The organism is Citrobacter sp. NCU1 (assembly GCF_010231475.1).
In the GTDB taxonomy this organism is placed as follows: domain Bacteria; phylum Pseudomonadota; class Gammaproteobacteria; order Enterobacterales; family Enterobacteriaceae; genus Citrobacter_D.
Genome location: NZ_NRDO01000035.1, coordinates 24,105 through 39,771 on the forward strand (window position 1 = coordinate 24,105; position 15,667 = coordinate 39,771).

The 15,667-nt window shown below is 50.4% G+C and carries 29 protein-coding genes; 8 read left to right on the forward strand and 21 right to left on the reverse strand.

Annotated elements, in window-relative coordinates:
• Positions 1-17: 17 nt before the first annotated feature.
• The 21 genes from CJP72_RS11730 to CJP72_RS11825 all read right to left on the reverse strand — a co-directional run bounded on the left by CJP72_RS11730 (position 18) and on the right by CJP72_RS11825 (position 7,605).
• Complete coding sequence (locus CJP72_RS11730) at positions 18-329, reverse strand: hypothetical protein (protein ID WP_162381264.1); 312 nt, start codon at positions 327-329, stop codon at positions 18-20.
• A complete protein-coding gene (locus CJP72_RS11735; protein WP_162381266.1) occupies positions 316-615 on the reverse strand; it encodes an antitoxin PHD in 300 nt (99 codons plus the stop codon). The genes CJP72_RS11730 and CJP72_RS11735 overlap by 14 nt, the downstream gene beginning before the upstream one ends.
• 8 nt (positions 616-623) lie before the next feature.
• Positions 624-953 carry a hypothetical protein gene (locus CJP72_RS11740; RefSeq protein WP_162381268.1) on the reverse strand — a complete coding sequence of 110 codons (330 nt, stop codon included), beginning with the start codon at positions 951-953 and terminating at the stop codon, positions 624-626.
• Positions 954-1,025: 72 nt separating this feature from the next.
• Positions 1,026-1,319, reverse strand: coding sequence for a hypothetical protein (locus CJP72_RS11745; protein WP_162381270.1), 294 nt, complete (start codon positions 1,317-1,319; stop codon positions 1,026-1,028).
• On the reverse strand, positions 1,316-1,663 hold the full coding sequence (locus tag CJP72_RS11750) for a hypothetical protein (protein WP_162381272.1): 348 nt from the start codon (positions 1,661-1,663) through the stop codon (positions 1,316-1,318). The genes CJP72_RS11745 and CJP72_RS11750 overlap by 4 nt, the downstream gene beginning before the upstream one ends.
• Positions 1,664-1,683: 20 nt before the next feature.
• Positions 1,684-2,493: an HNH endonuclease gene (locus CJP72_RS11755; protein ID WP_162381274.1), complete on the reverse strand. Its 810-nt coding sequence runs from the start codon at positions 2,491-2,493 to the stop codon at positions 1,684-1,686.
• A 2-nt stretch (positions 2,494-2,495) separates the two neighbouring features.
• Positions 2,496-2,777: an ASCH domain-containing protein gene (locus CJP72_RS25505; RefSeq protein WP_342212303.1), complete on the reverse strand. Its 282-nt coding sequence runs from the start codon at positions 2,775-2,777 to the stop codon at positions 2,496-2,498.
• On the reverse strand, positions 2,770-3,039 hold the full coding sequence (locus CJP72_RS11760) for a hypothetical protein (RefSeq protein ID WP_162381218.1): 270 nt from the start codon (positions 3,037-3,039) through the stop codon (positions 2,770-2,772). Before CJP72_RS11760 ends, CJP72_RS25505 begins: the two co-directional genes overlap by 8 nt.
• Entirely contained in the window at positions 3,029-3,490 is a 462-nt protein-coding gene (locus tag CJP72_RS11765; protein ID WP_162381276.1) for a hypothetical protein, read from the reverse strand. Before CJP72_RS11765 ends, CJP72_RS11760 begins: the two co-directional genes overlap by 11 nt.
• Before the next feature lie 45 nt (positions 3,491-3,535).
• Positions 3,536-3,742 (reverse strand): hypothetical protein, encoded by a 207-nt coding sequence (locus CJP72_RS11770; protein ID WP_162381278.1) that lies wholly within the window; start codon positions 3,740-3,742, stop codon positions 3,536-3,538.
• Between the two features lies 1 nt (position 3,743).
• A complete protein-coding gene (locus CJP72_RS11775; RefSeq protein ID WP_238340045.1) occupies positions 3,744-4,091 on the reverse strand; it encodes a hypothetical protein in 348 nt (115 codons plus the stop codon).
• Positions 4,088-4,360, reverse strand: coding sequence for a hypothetical protein (locus CJP72_RS11780; RefSeq protein WP_162381280.1), 273 nt, complete (start codon positions 4,358-4,360; stop codon positions 4,088-4,090). Before CJP72_RS11780 ends, CJP72_RS11775 begins: the two co-directional genes overlap by 4 nt.
• The gene (locus CJP72_RS11785; RefSeq protein ID WP_162381282.1) at positions 4,353-4,589 is read right to left on the reverse strand and encodes a hypothetical protein; all 237 of its coding nucleotides are present in this window, start codon (positions 4,587-4,589) and stop codon (positions 4,353-4,355) included. Before CJP72_RS11785 ends, CJP72_RS11780 begins: the two co-directional genes overlap by 8 nt.
• Entirely contained in the window at positions 4,589-4,795 is a 207-nt protein-coding gene (locus CJP72_RS11790; RefSeq protein ID WP_162381283.1) for a hypothetical protein, read from the reverse strand. The genes CJP72_RS11785 and CJP72_RS11790 overlap by 1 nt, the downstream gene beginning before the upstream one ends.
• Positions 4,792-5,367 (reverse strand): hypothetical protein, encoded by a 576-nt coding sequence (locus CJP72_RS11795; protein ID WP_162381285.1) that lies wholly within the window; start codon positions 5,365-5,367, stop codon positions 4,792-4,794. Before CJP72_RS11795 ends, CJP72_RS11790 begins: the two co-directional genes overlap by 4 nt.
• A complete protein-coding gene (locus tag CJP72_RS11800; RefSeq protein ID WP_162381287.1) occupies positions 5,364-5,564 on the reverse strand; it encodes a hypothetical protein in 201 nt (66 codons plus the stop codon). Before CJP72_RS11800 ends, CJP72_RS11795 begins: the two co-directional genes overlap by 4 nt.
• Complete coding sequence (locus tag CJP72_RS25510) at positions 5,561-5,992, reverse strand: hypothetical protein (protein ID WP_238340046.1); 432 nt, start codon at positions 5,990-5,992, stop codon at positions 5,561-5,563. Before CJP72_RS25510 ends, CJP72_RS11800 begins: the two co-directional genes overlap by 4 nt.
• Positions 5,993-6,002: 10 nt before the next feature.
• Positions 6,003-6,356, reverse strand: a complete 354-nt coding sequence (locus CJP72_RS11810; RefSeq protein WP_202882573.1) for a hypothetical protein — start codon at positions 6,354-6,356, stop codon at positions 6,003-6,005.
• Positions 6,353-6,985: a hypothetical protein gene (locus CJP72_RS11815; RefSeq protein ID WP_162381288.1), complete on the reverse strand. Its 633-nt coding sequence runs from the start codon at positions 6,983-6,985 to the stop codon at positions 6,353-6,355. The genes CJP72_RS11810 and CJP72_RS11815 overlap by 4 nt, the downstream gene beginning before the upstream one ends.
• Before the next feature lie 15 nt (positions 6,986-7,000).
• Complete coding sequence (locus CJP72_RS11820; protein WP_162381290.1) at positions 7,001-7,207, reverse strand: hypothetical protein; 207 nt, start codon at positions 7,205-7,207, stop codon at positions 7,001-7,003.
• Positions 7,204-7,605 (reverse strand): hypothetical protein, encoded by a 402-nt coding sequence (locus tag CJP72_RS11825; protein WP_162381291.1) that lies wholly within the window; start codon positions 7,603-7,605, stop codon positions 7,204-7,206. Before CJP72_RS11825 ends, CJP72_RS11820 begins: the two co-directional genes overlap by 4 nt.
• Positions 7,606-7,768: 163 nt before the next feature.
• Between CJP72_RS11825 and CJP72_RS11830 the strand changes: the two genes are divergently transcribed.
• From CJP72_RS11830 to CJP72_RS11865, 8 genes are all read left to right on the forward strand, one after another.
• A complete protein-coding gene (locus CJP72_RS11830) occupies positions 7,769-9,520 on the forward strand; it encodes a capsid protein (protein WP_162381310.1) in 1,752 nt (583 codons plus the stop codon).
• A 45-nt stretch (positions 9,521-9,565) separates the two neighbouring features.
• On the forward strand, positions 9,566-11,152 hold the full coding sequence (locus CJP72_RS11835) for a phage tail protein (RefSeq protein ID WP_162381312.1): 1,587 nt from the start codon (positions 9,566-9,568) through the stop codon (positions 11,150-11,152).
• Between the two features lie 10 nt (positions 11,153-11,162).
• Positions 11,163-11,873, forward strand: coding sequence for a hypothetical protein (locus CJP72_RS11840; protein WP_162381313.1), 711 nt, complete (start codon positions 11,163-11,165; stop codon positions 11,871-11,873).
• Positions 11,874-11,942: 69 nt separating this feature from the next.
• The gene (locus tag CJP72_RS11845; protein WP_238340047.1) at positions 11,943-12,515 is read left to right on the forward strand and encodes a hypothetical protein; all 573 of its coding nucleotides are present in this window, start codon (positions 11,943-11,945) and stop codon (positions 12,513-12,515) included.
• A gap of 79 nt (positions 12,516-12,594) precedes the next feature.
• The gene (locus CJP72_RS11850; protein WP_162381317.1) at positions 12,595-13,086 is read left to right on the forward strand and encodes a baseplate protein; all 492 of its coding nucleotides are present in this window, start codon (positions 12,595-12,597) and stop codon (positions 13,084-13,086) included.
• 2 nt (positions 13,087-13,088) lie between these two features.
• Positions 13,089-13,640, forward strand: coding sequence for a hypothetical protein (locus CJP72_RS11855; RefSeq protein WP_162381319.1), 552 nt, complete (start codon positions 13,089-13,091; stop codon positions 13,638-13,640).
• Between the two features lie 55 nt (positions 13,641-13,695).
• Complete coding sequence (locus CJP72_RS11860) at positions 13,696-14,397, forward strand: phage tail protein (protein WP_162381321.1); 702 nt, start codon at positions 13,696-13,698, stop codon at positions 14,395-14,397.
• Between the two features lie 467 nt (positions 14,398-14,864).
• Positions 14,865-15,605: a hypothetical protein gene (locus CJP72_RS11865; protein WP_238340048.1), complete on the forward strand. Its 741-nt coding sequence runs from the start codon at positions 14,865-14,867 to the stop codon at positions 15,603-15,605.
• The last annotated feature ends 62 nt before the right edge of the window (positions 15,606-15,667 follow it).

Below are 15,667 nucleotides of genomic sequence, written 5' to 3' on the forward strand. Positions count from 1 at the left end.
AGAGTGCTATACGGGGGCTACCGCCCCCTCCCCTGGCGACACTCAGGGCATCGGTTATCACAAAAGTACGGGAGGCTGTTGTCCAGCTCGTCCACCCACTGTTTATGTTCGTAGCAGTAAAAGACCTCCCAGGGCAGACCATACTCAAACATCCATTCACGCACCGGCGCGCTGATCTGAATTGGCGGGATCGTGCTCTGGTTGGTGTGGTAGCACTCTAACCGACTTTCCGCCTCTCGTAGCTGGCGCTCAAGGCTCGCTATCTGCTGGCGCATCAGTCTACGCTCTCTCAGCATTTTGAAGTAAATGCTTTCGTCAGTTACTGCCATCTTCCCCCCTGCACTCCGGGCAACTACTGCCATACATATCGTGTGGGAAGCTACTGCACACCTCATCCAGCCAGCGTTCGTGCTCGTAACACCAGAACACTTCCCACGGAACCCTATGCTTTTTCATCAACGCCATAAGGTTCGTTGGCATGTCGGCTGGCTGGCGTTCTTCCGGAAGTAGTTTCCCGGTTAGTTGTCGTTCCATACAGAGTAGCTGGCGCTGCAGCGCGGCAATGTCCTTTTCCAGTTGCTCGCATCTGGCCTGGAGTTCCATTTTCGTTGGCATTATTCATCCTATATGACGGGCAGCTCATCGACCGCCGCCCTCGATGCTCTGTTAATGAGGAAGGTAACGACTCCTGCGACCGTTACATCATCAAGTGCATCCCCTTCCAAAGCCTCGCCGTCGTCTGTTATCAACGCCCTCCCCATTACGCGCGCAAACTGGCTGCGACCGCAGAATGAGATAAGTACCAAATCCTGCTGTTTTGGTTTGATTGAGTGGTTTACAACGGCGTAGCCGGTTGATGTTTGTATTGTCAAACAGTTAGCGTCAACTTGGCAGAGATCGTTAACAGTAAGTGTATGTTCTACATAGTCATTTGCTGGTGATGGGAAGCCCATATAAATCGCCCTTCATAATAATACTGTATATGTAAACAGTATTATTATTCTTGGTCATGGTGTCAATCCTGGTTACTTGCTGTACTTCTCTTTGATGTGCGTGACTGTTCGGTCAACTATGCGGATCAGGGCTTCGGCATCGATACCATCAACCGATTGGGCTTGGTGTTTCGCCGTCCATTCTAGCGGTTCTTTCACTATGGCCAGCATGTCCAGCGCCCGGTCTGCACTGTCCTCTACTATCATCAATTCTGCTAATTCCAGGCGCTGTTGCTTCACCAGGTCCAGTACCTCTTGCTGGTGGCAAATTAACAGCCGGTTAAGTTGCTGCCCATGACGGGCCAGCAGTTCGCTACGTTTACTCACAGAATGATCTCCACGTATACACAGCAACAATCCCGCGCCCAATCAGCGTTGGCAGACATCTTCCATCGAGTCCATCCAGAGATAGTGGTTTCAGGCCATAGATAAACGTAACCGTCCTGATTTTGTGCCACCTGGTGAGGATGCTCGCCGTAGGCATAGTGATCAACACGACCAGCCCAGCTCGCAAAGAATGTTTCTGGCGAGAAAACCAGATCATAGAACCGGCCCAGTTCCTCAGATTTACGCGGGGGTGTTTTGAACTTCACGCCTTTCAGCAGGGTTTGCTTATACGTCACTCCATTAAGTTCTGTCACTTCCATATCCGAGCAGAAAAGAGTCACCATCTTATTTATCCCCTCCATTTTTAGTCGAGTAAGTGTTTCCATGACCGGTTGTGAACTATGTTTGAAATTGATGCTACGTGAGTGTCATAAAGTTTAGATATTTCACAAATGCGATTACCTTTTTTGTAGAGCGTTCGAATCGTTATGACATCTTCACTGGTTAATTTTGCACGATAGTGTTTTTCACCTCTTGGTTTCAGAGTTAATCCTCTCTCGGCCCGTGTTGTATAAAACAAATTTTTTGGTGATATATCATTCTTAATCAAATTTTTAAAACCGATAATTTGTCCTTCTGGATGCGGTCCGTGAAAAGCATCAGCAACAAGGTAATGAGCTAATTTTGTTTGATTCACACCAGTTTCCGAAACGATGTTTACTGTTAAATAGCCTGTCGAACCATGAGATAAAGTCAGAACGCGATGTAGCTTTCTTTTTTGTGAGATAATCAGCCCTGTATCTGTTGCTGAATAACCCGGAAAAGATGGGCATGGTCTTATATCTATCGGATCTGGAGAAGGGGTGTCTTTTGATGGGATTTCTCCTTGCCATGAGCCATCATCATTCTTTGTTAAAAAAATTCGCTGTTCCCCGCAAATATCCACAAATTTCCGAGGACATGAAAACGTCGACCTATATCTTTTTGCTAAATTGAACTCCGTACCTTTCGGTATCAATTTAATTTTGTTATCACTAAATTTTAAGTCGACAGTCTGACCCTGTAGGTTCATTTTACTACTTGTATAGCATTCAGCCCCTGATTTATTATAGTTGAACCTGATAAATGCTTTTAGTTTAACCTTCTGGTTTCTCTTGGTAATCCAATCTTTCATACTCAGTTCTCAATTCGTATTTTAATAGCAAACACGTTTACCGGATCTGGTCCAAAGTGCTTGTGAGTTATTGATTGCAACTCGTAGCCACAATACGGAATGTTTATGCGCTTGCTCAGGTCATCACGCTTTGGATACCCTCTCGTGATTATCAGGCGGTCATATTCACGATTAACCAAGCGCTTTCGCCAATAGTCGCTCTGCAGCCGGTATTCGAATTCCTTCTCACCTGACTTCATCTGATCGAAGTATTCACCGTTTACAGCGATCTGCAGGTTAGCCACGGTTCGCCGCCGATGTAATCGTATTTAATGGACATGCAACACCGAATGGGTGAAAACCATTACAGATAAAACAGCGGATAGAGTTGAGTGGCTTATAAGTGCTGACCACCCTCTCACGATCTTCCAGCGCATCACGAAACTCTACGGCGACAACCTTGCCGCCGAACGCTTCCATGTGAGCGTGTACAGGAGGCTCTTTGCCATCTTCAAACTCAATGACGAAAGTTAACTTAATGAGTTTTTTTTTAGCATCAGGCGTCATTTTTCCCACCACTCAGGCTATGTGTATGGCGTCCCTGACTTGCATCAGGCTCTCCAAGATGGAGATGACCGAAATTGCAATAAAAACTAATACAGCCAACATGCGCGCAGATTCCATGCGGAACATGCTCATTGCCTGAAGGGGCTACGGAATATATCGAGTTCGGCCCCGGACATTCACGCAGCGAGCCATAGATTCGCTCATAAATCCCAACTCTAGTTGCCAACTGACTGTTACGTACATCTTTCGCAGTCCAGGCTACAGGATAAGCGCTATCAGTCTTGCGGCGTTCCTGCAGCTCAAGCAGTGCTTTAAGTAGCACGGTGTGTACAGCTTGTTGCGCTGCATCACCCTCTCTGGCGTGACGATCTACCATTTTCCGCCCAATAGTTATCAACATTTCCAGTGATTCGTTATCAAGGCGTTCGTCTGTTTTTTTGTTATTGATCATCCTGTTTTGCCCCTTGCGGGGCATCTCCGCTAGTGTGGTTATAGGTCATTCTTTATCTGTCTTAGCTTTGCGCTCGACTTCACGGATGGCATATGAGAAATCATTCAATATGATGACTGCAGCCATAATATTGTTATGAAGTTGCTCCTCGATGCGATTAAGCATGACGCGCTGGTCAGGGTGTTTTTCTTCGAATTTTGCGCGCTCAATCTGCCAGAAGTTTGCCGCTTCAAGGGTTTTGTTGGTAGCCATCTCATTCTCCTTTGCTGATGTTAGCGGCTCGGTCAATTCGCTCAATTTCAGCCAAAATAAGAGCACCCGCTTTGACTAAATCCTTTCGCTGCCCTGATTGTTTCCACCAGTTATCAGACCAGGGCCAGTGGACCGGAATGGAGAAACCCTGTTCACTTGCCAGAAGTGCATAACATGCTGCAGCGTCAGCCATTTGACCTTCAACATGTTCATCATCGTGTTCTGGAGTCCAGCCCTCTGCGTTTATCTGGCGCTGGCGCTCTGCTAGGACATCAGTTGCGGCGGCGGTGAGTGCCACCCCGTTGAGTTCAGTGATGCCTGGCGGGGTTAAGTCACGCTTCTGGTTCATAAGCCCCTCTTTGCCTCGAATTGAAATTGTTCGGCCTCTTCCGCGTCGTGGCGGTCGCGTTCGCTACAGAAAAATTCGTATTCCGTCAGTATTTCTGAAGGCCACTTGTCGGTGTCCGGGCCATACTCTTCCTGAATGGCTGAAATACGTTTTACACACTCGCGATGTGGGTTTTTAAGAGGGTTTGCGGGGGCTAGCATGGAAAGAAGTTCGTCCATGCTCCCTGCCCCGTTAATGTCGGCAATTAGTTGTTCGGCGATTTTAGCCACGGTGATCCTCCGGCAACTCCTTGTTAATTTTTTCCACCAGCTCAATCCACTGCGGCTCCAGCGTTTCTATCGCTTTTGCGCGACTACCAGCCGGACCTCCCAATAGCACACTGTAATGGTTGTATGGACATTTCAATCCACCCCACACCCAGCCCATATAATTTGGCTTCAGCGCGTATTCCGGCATGTTTCCGCAGGTCGGGCAGCGGGGTAAGTCAGACTGCTTCATCACGCAACCCCTGCTTCGATAATTGGCTTAATGCTTGTCAGCACAAGGCGGCGTTTTGTGAGTGGTGCGCCTACGCGACGACCGGTGAATTTGTCGTATGTCTCTTTGGGGCCGACACACCAGGTTGTCGCTGTTCCATGCAACTTAACGGTCTTTTCGCCATCTTTGGTGATGATGGTTCCCGTATGCGTTTTTGGTGTGCTCATAGTGCTGCTTCCTTACGAATTGAATTATCTGCCAATACCAGACGCCCATCGCACAGCGCCGCAATAACTTCCTGATATTCCCAGCCGTAACACATGCTTTCGACGTACACGCGCAATGGTGGGTAGTCGTGTTGCTTGCGACGAATGAATGCGTCTGCCGCTTCTCTGGTCAGGTGCGCATTTACGTGCTGCCATTCTTTGCGATACCCACAAACGGTATGGTCGTCCAGGTCAGCAAGAACCAGCCACTGCTCATCCTCTTCGCACTCAAGGAAATCGCATTCCCATGCTCCCTGGGCCATGCTGTTCAGCTTTTCCCGGTCTTCCTCATCGGCGTCATCCCAATACTCCTGCGGTGAATGCCAGTCGTATTCCTCGTAATGAAGTACCTTGCCTTCGCAGTATTCGTCAGCCAGGCCGTAAATTGTCGATTGCTTCTGCACCATGAAAATTGGATCGGCGGTGTGGTGGCGGCTCACTCCTTCGCCTTGATGGTGATACTTCAGGCGCTCAATAAAATCAGCGAAGGTTTCCGGCGTCAGCTTTGCCCCGTCAGCGATAGACTTGCTCATTGGGCTGCCTCCCCTTCGGATTTTTTAGCGATAAAGCGGGATGGTGACCAGTCGCAATAGGTGTCTGTCTCAGTGTGACCAAACATAGCTTTGCAGCGGCGAATGTGATGGCAATTACCACATGTCACACCAGTCGGTAAACGCATCTTGTCAGGATCGGCAGGGTCGTAATTCAGCGCTTTGGTGTTGATGCTCATTGGGCCTCCTGGCGAAGCTGTGCAGCGAACTCTGCAACGGCATCCGGTAGTGAACGGTAATAAGCCTTAGATTCAACAAATACGGAGTTTTCTTCACCACAGAACGCTATAAATCCCTCCGCACCCTGCGCCCGTACTTCAGACAGGCTCTTACCGAACGCGTGAACGTATTCTTCAACTGACATTCCCCAGTGCATCGGGCATTGCTCTACGGTTTCGTCTTCGTTCTCTTCATCCGGCACTTCGCGAGTAAAGAACTCGCGTTCAACGGCATGTAGCGTGTCAGCGAAGCGCCGCAGGTTGCCGATCCCGACTGTTATGGCGAATACTGGAGCCTCACAGCCAACATCCATTTGCTGGTACACAGCGGTTTTAAATTTGTTAAGCGCCGCGCATTCGGCTTCTAATTCTTCATAGGTCGGTTTCACTGTTAATCCTTTATTTCGCAGTCATTCGGAGCAACTTCACACCGAAATTGCATAACTCGCACCTGGCAGACATAGAACCGGCGCGGGACTGTTTGAGGCTGTATTTCTTGCACTGAGGACACTGAACTTCAGTGATCCGTATGGTCATGAGGCGGTTAATCTCGGCAATAGCTTCTGGTGACTTCGTGCGGCGTTTCCTGCGTGGTGGAGCCATGCCAAGCGCTTTAAGGATGCGGTTGTATTCTTTATTTACCCATTTTCCGCCTGGCTCGTTAGCAACACCGTCGCCGATCATATCGCCCAGCTTTACCAACTGAGCGTGAAGGTGCGCTTTGGTTTCTTTGCTGAGGTTGCTGGTGGTCATCGTGCGCCCTCGCAACTGTAGTTTCTGCATCCCTCAAAGTCATAAGGGTTGAGCTGCCAGCTAATGCGCCCACAGTAAGGGCAATTCCAGCGGGTTTTGCCTGTGTTTTTGCGTTTACGACGTTTCAGGAGTGCAGGTACGCGCAAGCCAGCGCCCTGGACCATCTTGCGGCGGTTTAGCAGGTTTATATTGAACGTGCGGCGCTTAACTGCGTCCACGGTGGAGAACGGAAGCCAGACAAGACCCTCGCTATCTTGGCGCGCCGCCGGGTAAATCGCGGCTTTGCTAAAATCGGTCGTTGGCAGTGAGCCGTCAGCCAGCCAATAAACGTCGTTACCATCCCACTTGCCAGTAACGAATGCGACGTAGGCGTTACAGCCATCCACCAGCGTTGTCGTATTGGGGATTTTCTGGCAGTCAACGTGCCACACTGCCAGCGCATCGATGCAGTCAGCAGAAACAGGGAGATCAATATCCCGGCCCTTGTTCCATTTGGCCTGTGCTTCTTCCTGGGTGTACACGTGAGCTGAGTCGATATTGGTGTTGTAACCATGTCCATCAACGCAATGAAAGGACATGTTGGTGCCAACGGTATCGCGCAGACAGGCCATGTAAAATCGGTCACTCATGCGATTCTCCTTCCTTCAATGGGTTCCATTTGTTGTTCCCCTTTTCCTGTTTCGTCCTTTCCTTCGATAGCTATCACAGCCGTAAACAATGGCGAGAAGGCTTGAACCCAGGGCTATTTTTCCTGCTGCTTCTGTCCCCCACTCCACTCCCCATGCCAGAGCGATGAATACGCCCCAACCGAGGAAGGACAAGCCCACAAACAGCGCTCTAACCAGTCTCATTTTTTTGGCTGGTATGCCTGACGCATTTCCTCACCGCCGACTTCAATCAGGATCAGGCGCAATCCCTTTGATGCAGAGCCGTCACCGCGTTTCTTTAAAAAATCGGCGGCTTTACCGGGGATATAACAAGAAAGTGATACGGGGTTTTCTATCTTGCTTGGTGCGCCTACGCGGGGATAAAGCACCGAGCTAATGATCTCTTTGTTACTGGCGCTGGTGGGCATATCCAGAATGATGGCCCCGGCACGTTTCATGACGATGCGATCCGCCATCTGACGTGTCTCGGTTTCGTTGGTCAGCAATTCACGTAATCGGGCATCAATAACCCGGCGCGAATCCGTCTGTAAGTTGTGGCTTGTCGCCCCCGACTTGTATGCAAAGTAAATCTCGTAAGACACGGTAATTCCCTGTTGGACAATTTCAGAGTAAAGATACATGCAATTCTAACGAAAATAAATATTTTTGATGGTATTTTTTGAAAGGTAATCAAAGTACAAACCGCATAACTTCTACGCGTCAAAAGTAACTCTCGCATCCGCGCCCTAAGATAAGGGCTAAATTGTGAGCAAAGATATTCAACCTGCCCGCGCGCGTTTGGAGGACATCAACCACCGCGCCGCGCGAGTCGCAGCATTTACCGTCGACATTCAGAAAAAGAATGGCGTCACCATTACCGATCCAAAGGAACTGGCTCAGGCCTCAATGGATGCGGCGTTACGTGATCCAATGTTTGAGAATGTTGACCCACGCTTTGTAAAACGCGTAGCGAGTGCGTGGACGTCTGCTGTTATGGAGCATCAGGAACGCACTGGTGATCTGCCGTCTGCTGATTTGCTGGCGAACGCTCAACATTGCTGTGAAAAACTGATGCTGGAAGCCGCAGCCGATTCGCACACAGGCGCAGGCCGCGCGATGTTTGAATCTGTCGCAGCCGATATGCGCACCTCTGATGGTGTTTTACGTCTGGCGCAGTTTGTGGCTCTTATCCTGCCGGTATCTTTGGGTGCTGCGACGTCTGACGCATGTACGTTCGTACCGTGCGAGCGTGATAAGGCCAACATCTTCGAATTACTGAACGTTGCGGGTACTGAGTTCGGCTCGTTCAAGCCTGGCGATGAGCTGCATATGCAGCGCGCGGGTATGTATTCGCAACTCAAGCGTTACTACATCTTCCCTAAAACCATCCAGCCAGACGGCACGAAAAAAGTCTTTAACTTCGCGATTAAAGATCTGGAAGGCAAAGACATGCCGATTCGTGCCGGTCGCACGAAATTGCTGATTAACCGTCGTCAATCCAAAGCCGATGATGGTGATGGCAACCTGTATTTCAACGATAAAGACTTTAACGGCGTTGCGTACTCCGCGACCTGTAAAGTGGCCTATGACAAGGGGACCGTTGCTGTCACCTTTACTGAAGTGCCACCAGCCGACACTGAATTGGCTATCCAACTGGAAATCAACATCGAGAAAGCGCCAGAGCTTATCCCTGTGATTAACCAGTCTATGCGTGAGTGGGAAGTTAGCCCGTCTCAGTACGTCGTAGCGTCCGAACACACTGTAATGTCGGCGTCCGATCTCAGCCGTGAATTTGGTATCAACCTGCAGTCTGTCCAGTTTACCGCGCTGCGTAACTGGCTGTCCCACGAGCAGGACATGATGCGTCTGCGTCTGATGGCGTTCTTCTGCGTTAACAACTACGAGTTTGACGTGGCAATGCCGGAAGCCCAGCAGTATGAGTCCTGGGTAGGTCTGATCCGTCACCGCGTGAACGAGATGAGTACGGCGATGGTCAACAAGACCCGCAAATCTGGTATCCGTGGTGGTTTTGCTGGTGGTGAAGCGGCGAACTTCATTAAGTCCCTACCTCCGCAGTATTTCGCCCAGGACTCGAACTACGTTGAAAGTCCTCACGTCCAGTATATCGGTACGCTGTTTGGCTACATCCGTATCTACGAAGTCCCGACCGCTGTCTGTGAGCAATTCGTTGAAGATGGTTATAACTTCAATCCGAACGACGTAATTTTCTACGGTCGTGGTAACAGCATTGGCGAAGCTGGCCTGATTGCCGGTGATGCCGTCCCTGCCATTCCGTACATCCATGAAACCAACCCTGCTTTGGTTAACCGCACCACTATGTGGGGATCTGCGCTCAACGAGATCCACCCGCGTAAAGGTGAAAACTACTTCTGCAAGCTGAAGCTGACCAACACCAAAGTCGGTGCGTTCAACATGCTGACCGGCAAGAAAATTGAAGCCGAACAGCCACCTGAAGTTGACGAGCCTGAAGATAAAGCGGCTAAAGCCTCCAAGTAATTGCAAGGCGGCGCCTGAACGGGCGCCGCTAAAAGGACTCTGAGAATGAAACAAATTCCTTATGCAGTTGGTCAGGCGGCTGGTGTTGCGGTCATGCCGATCAATGCTGATGCGACCAACACCAATACGTCAGGCGGTGCTTCCGTTTTTGCCGGATTGGTTATTTCCCGTCGTGGTAAGCCTGGCGAAGTATTGCGCGTCACTGCCAATAACTTCGAGTCAGTGCTTGGCGCGGCAATTCACCCACGCCAGGGGGCAATTTTCGAGCCTTTACGCCACGTTGAACGTGCAACGAAAGGCGGTGACGGCTATGTCGTGCGTGTTTGCCCGTCAGACATGAAGATCCCGACGCTGGCCTTCATGCTGGATGCCGAAACCAAAAAGCTTACGGTGACAGCCTCAACGGTAAATGTCGGCGCTGCACCTGCCCTGCCGGAAGGTGCTTATGCACTTATCTACATTGATGACGGTGACGCTTCTGCATCCCGAGCGATTAATTTCTATGAGGACGAAACCTCAGAAGGGTTATTCATGCTGGAGCTGCAGGAAACCGACTCCGCAGGGACTGTCACCATCCTGGAATCGCACCAGGTCTCTTTTGACCCGGAAGCGCGTTCTGATATGGGGACTCCGGCATTCATGGATACTGCGCTGGAAAATGGTTCCACGCGGTTACGTGCGCTGGTGGCTGATGACGCGCATGAAGCGCTCTCTCAGCTTAAAGGGGAAGCCATTACGGTTGAGGCTGCGCCGTTTGTCGGTGGTAGCGATGGTGACATGTCTAAGCTGGTCGCAAAGGACTATCAAAAAGCCCTTACCGTACTGAAAAAGTCTATGTTCAGCTTTACCGCCGTGCTGTCTCTCGGTTGCTATGACCCGACCGTGATCGCGGATCTGGATAAGTTTGCTCAGGACGTGCGTGTTGACATGTTCTACGACCTGCTGGGCGCTCAAACCGCTGCATTAGCTATTACTGAAGCCAAATCTCACGGCCTCGGTGGTTCACATCAGCCGTGCCGTTACTACTTCCCGTATTCCTGCCGTGACGTGTTCACCAGTGCGAATGTCGTATTCGGGATCTCCTGTGATGCGTTTGTGGCTAAGGCTAAAGGTGTTGCGCTGGTCCCTGATGTTGGTGGATGGCACTACTCACCGGCTGGCGTCTCGCGCGCCATTATCAGTCGTCAAAATATCAAGCCTATTCCTAACCTGGATGAGATTGATAACGAAGAGTTCGTGAAGGCGCGTATTAACCCGGTTGCCATGAATAGTGCGGGTGATCTCTATATCGACGACGCGCTTACCACTCTCACCAAAAATAACTACCTGCGTCTGCAGCATATTAGCTCGCTGATGAACGCTATTGCGCGTGGCTTCTATGAAGTGGCTGAAGCTGCAAAACATGAACCCGATGGTGTGACGTACACCGTGTTGATGTCCGGGATGACCGATTTGCTGGAGCGCTTTGCCGCCGCTGAAGCGATCGTGAAACCGCGTGACCCAAGCCAGGGTGAATCCCCGTTCGCTCTGACGCTGATTCAAAAAGATATTGATTTGTGGGAGCTGGAGTGGGCCGTTTGCCCGACTGGTTCATCCCGTCGAATTGTCGGTAAACCGATGCTCTTGCGCTAAGGAAAAAGAGATGCTGAACAAACGAAACTTGAACCATAGCCTACTTCTTCAGGCAGGTTTTGCACCAGCCCCGGCTTCCGGGGAACATGCCATGCTGGAAAACAACGGTGATAAGAAAGGTCAGGAGAAAAAGGGCGCCGATAAAGAAATGGCGATGATGGAAGCTGTCGAACGCCGCTTTAATGAAGACCGTCGCGGTTTGGCGGCGTCCATGCTGGTGGAATGGGCGAGCGATGGCGAACCTACCTGGCAGGACTTCAGCGCCTTAGCTATTTCCCTGGCAGACCTCCCTGATCTGGAAGACGGTGACGACGACTACACCGACGAACAGGTGGACGCCTACAACGAAGCGCTGGCTGATCTTGCTTATGCCGCCATTGCACTGGGCGCTGATCAGGATGACGTAACCAGCATGATCGACGATGAGGACGACGACGCCGCTGCCGCTGTCTATGACGCGATCAATGATATTGAAGATACCGATGACGCTATCGCTCAATACACCATTGCCGGTGACGACGACGACGCTATGTTTGAAGCGCCGAAAATCAAAGTGGTCCGTGATGGTAAGGTGAAGCTGATCCGTAAGCGTATCCGCAAGCAACGCCGTACTTCAAAGCAAAAAGCAGCCCTCAAAAAAGCCCAGCGTAAATCGCATACGTCTACGGCGAAACTCAAACAACGCAAATCCATGAAACTCCGCAAGAAGCGCGGAATGTAATGTGCTTGAGCCACCAGCGCCCTGCTGGTGGCTTTTCAGGGAGTCATCGTAATGATTTGTGGCGCAATAATGCCAGACGGCGTAAGCCCTTTCCTGAAAGTCTTTATCACGTCTGAAACAGATATGGTTGTTGGCTATATCGGTCAGGGTAGCAGCGCTGATCTGCAGTCTATGTGGGAATCTCCATTCGGTAACGATAGCTTAGGGGGAATGGCTGGTGCGGTGAGTTCTGCAGCCGGTAAAGTGGCGTCAACCGGACAGGCAATGACTGACCAGACAACCAAATCAACGTTTAACAGTTTGCTGATATGGGAAGGCCAGACCCCACCTACTTTTAACCTTGTCATTGACCTGATGGCGACGATGAATGCAAAGGTGGAAGTGAACGATGCCATCACAACCTTGCTGCAGATGGAATCGCCGGAGCTGGCTGCAATGGCGGCAACTGGGCGCCGACCAATACCTGTTGTGCTGGATGTTGGGCGGAGGCTCAAACTGATGGATGTCGTGATCCAGAATGTCAGTTTTCAGTTAGATGTACCGCGCACAAGCGATGGGTACTACACGCACAATACTGTAACGCTGCAGTGTTCAGGAATGGCTGTACAAAACCAGTCTGATATTCCCTACATGTTTATCTGACCCCCTTCGCAAATCACAGACTACTTATTCTACCCCCGGTGCAAATTGGCACTGCCATTGTGTTAACTGAGGGGTATTTATGTCTGGATTTTCCAACACCAAAGCCGATGTAGGCTTCCTTAAAAAACGTCTCAATCAGAGTATTGCCGCCGGTGAAAAACTGATTGGCTCTGAGTTCTGGATGCGTATCAAAGGGTATGACAATTTGTCGATCCTGGTGCGTACCGCTCAACTTCCCGAAATGACCCGTGAAGATGTGGAAGACTTCGCGCCTGGCGGCATGAAGTTCAACCAGCACGGCGCTATTCGCAACTCTGGCGAACTGCAGGTTACTTGTGCTGAAACCATCAAAGGCGATGTGTTTAAAGCCGTCCGTCAAATGGTATACGGCAAGGAATACGTCGACATCGAGCTGAAAGCGGCGGCTGAGTCCAATAGCGGCTCTGACGGTGGCATTTCCCGTACCCTGTTGCACTGTAAGGTTTACAGCGATGCTATTGATTTTGGTTCGGAAGACGTGACTACGGTCGTGCGCCCTACCCTGCGTATCGTTTTCAACTGGGCTGAATAATCATGACGCCAGTCGAACTACTGGAAAGCGTCAAGGGGCGCTTTCAGCCGCTTTTAGCGGATGACGAAACATTGCTTCAAACCCTGCTACGTCAGGCGCTGACCACTTACCAGGATAAGGCTGGCGTGATTAAGCCTGTGCGCATCAAAAAAGAGGATGGTGTCAGCCTGAAGCCACCAGAAGACTACCTGGCGTTAATCCACGTCACAGATAGTCGTGGGTGTCTGGTGTATTCCGATCCCTTCCCGGACTCCATTGACCTTGATTTGAATGGGGATGAGCGCTACCCCTTCACAATGCTCTACCTGGTCAATCTGCGAGATCGCAATTACAAAGAATGGAATATACCGGCTGACATTATCGGGATGCTGGAAGACTACCTGGAGGCGCTTATCGCAATAAAGAACACAGAGAGACTTCGTATTGTCGCCATTGCCGGGAAGCTGGACACAAGCGGATACCCGGATGAAATCACCCTGCAGCAGCGCAAGCAAGAGCTGGAAGCGCAAATGTCAGCTAACAGGGCCATTATTCCTGGGGCGACCGTTCTGTAACGCGTGGGAAAGTGCTGTATAGCTTGCAGCACTCCACCAGCATATTGAGGTGAATATGGGATTCTTTGATGGGCTGGCGAGTAACATCACCGGCGGGGCCAGCGCAAAATCCATTGGCAGTAATTTAATCTCTAACATCCTTGATCGCGCCACATCCATTTCGAGTGGTAGGCCTGTGTCATTCGGTGGCCTACCCGCTGAGTTATCGAATGCGAAGTCTATTTTACAGGCCGCAATGCGTATTCGTTACGCGCAGGGCTGGCAGTGGACCATTGAGGCCGATGGTATGCCCGGACTCGACATGTACGCTAAAGACGTTACCTATGGGTTCGGCAACATAGAAACGGAGTCCAAACTTATCGGAGGGATTGAGTTCAATAAACCGACTCACCGGACGGCTGGAAACCTTACGATGACCGTGCGTGATAACGAACGGGGTGATTTGTACCGGTGGTTTGATCAGCGCCGAGCGAGGGTTATTAATAATGACGGGACTATTAACCTCCCCCACGCCTATCTGATGAACATTCGAATTTACCGGGTAACGCAGGAAGGCCAGCGCAATTTAGAGGAAGAAGTCTCGGTGATTCCAACGACGCTTGGAGAGATTACCCGTTCGCGTGACCAGGTAACTGAGTTCACGTCCTACCCTTTGTCGTTTGTTAAATACTCGTCGATTAACCGGGGGCTGGGAGGCCTTGCAGAGAGCGCCATTTCAGGGCTGACAGGCAAAGTTAGTAGCGCCATTCAATTCTAAATGTCACACAATCATATAGTGTGATTGTCATTTGATAATGCTGAATGATAGTCACACTGTCATAAGTTATGACTGAAACAAAAGATGACGTAGTGACCGTCGTATTATCGTAAGGAGTGTTTGTCACTCTATCATTCTTTCACATCATCACATCATCACATCATCACATCATCATTCTGTCATATCCTCATATCCTCATATCCTCATTCAGCGTTAATGCCGGTCTTTTGCAGTGCCACATTGTATTAAAGTAATATTGTCATTTTGTAATATCTTCACATCGTCATACATTCATATCATATGAAAGTCACATCAGTAATGTGTGGTGCCACGAGATAAAACACAGACTGACTATCCTACCCGGCATCACTCAATTGCTGGGGCTTAAAATGAATATTCCCGCTTTCCCATTACCATCCCGACCAAAAAAAGAGATCAGTTTTCGAATGCCCACTGTGGCGGATTCCATGGAATACAGCGACAGCCAGGAGGAGCAGGAAGAAGTCACTACCACTGAATACCTGAATGCCATGCAGCCTGGCGAAGTTAATGACTCTGCCCTATGGACGGCGCAGGACCGTCGGACCGCGTTATGGTGGATTTACATCAATTCCCGCACGGACACCGTGACCACATTCCCTTATGAGTGCAAGCACTGCGGGGAAACTCATTTCTATGATTGCGACCTGAGAGCGCTGTCTGAAACTGCAGAGTTGCTGACGGAAGAACCAGTTCGCCGCGTCACGGTGCCGGTTAAAGGCGTTCCTACAGAGTGGACGCTAAAGCCGCTGGATGGTCGGGGTATTTGTATGCTCGAAAAACTCCGATTCATGCTGCCTGACGAAGCCGACCCTGAATACAACAACGCTGTACGGCGAATGCGCCTGGCTGAAATAGCCCTGCATACGGCGCTTGACGATGACCCTGAAGACTTTGAAGCCGCTGCAAACCGTCGCTTCGACCTGATTCAAAGCATGACCACTGATGCGGAATTTGTGCCGCTGGTGGCCCATGTTCACTTAATGCAGCGCGACTTACGGCATGGACTGGAAGTGAGCATTGATCGCGGCGCTGTCAGCCTGGTTTTACCTCCGCACCACTGTGAAGCTGAGGGTAAGGAGGGTATGGCAACACGGTTGCTCGTTCCCTTTCGGCCTGGCGCATTCATTCCAAACTTTAAATCTGAGTGGCTGGCTAACAATTATTAACAACCTCACGTTATACGGCTATCAGCCAGTGAGCGACGTCGAACGGTTGCCGGAGTGGAGAG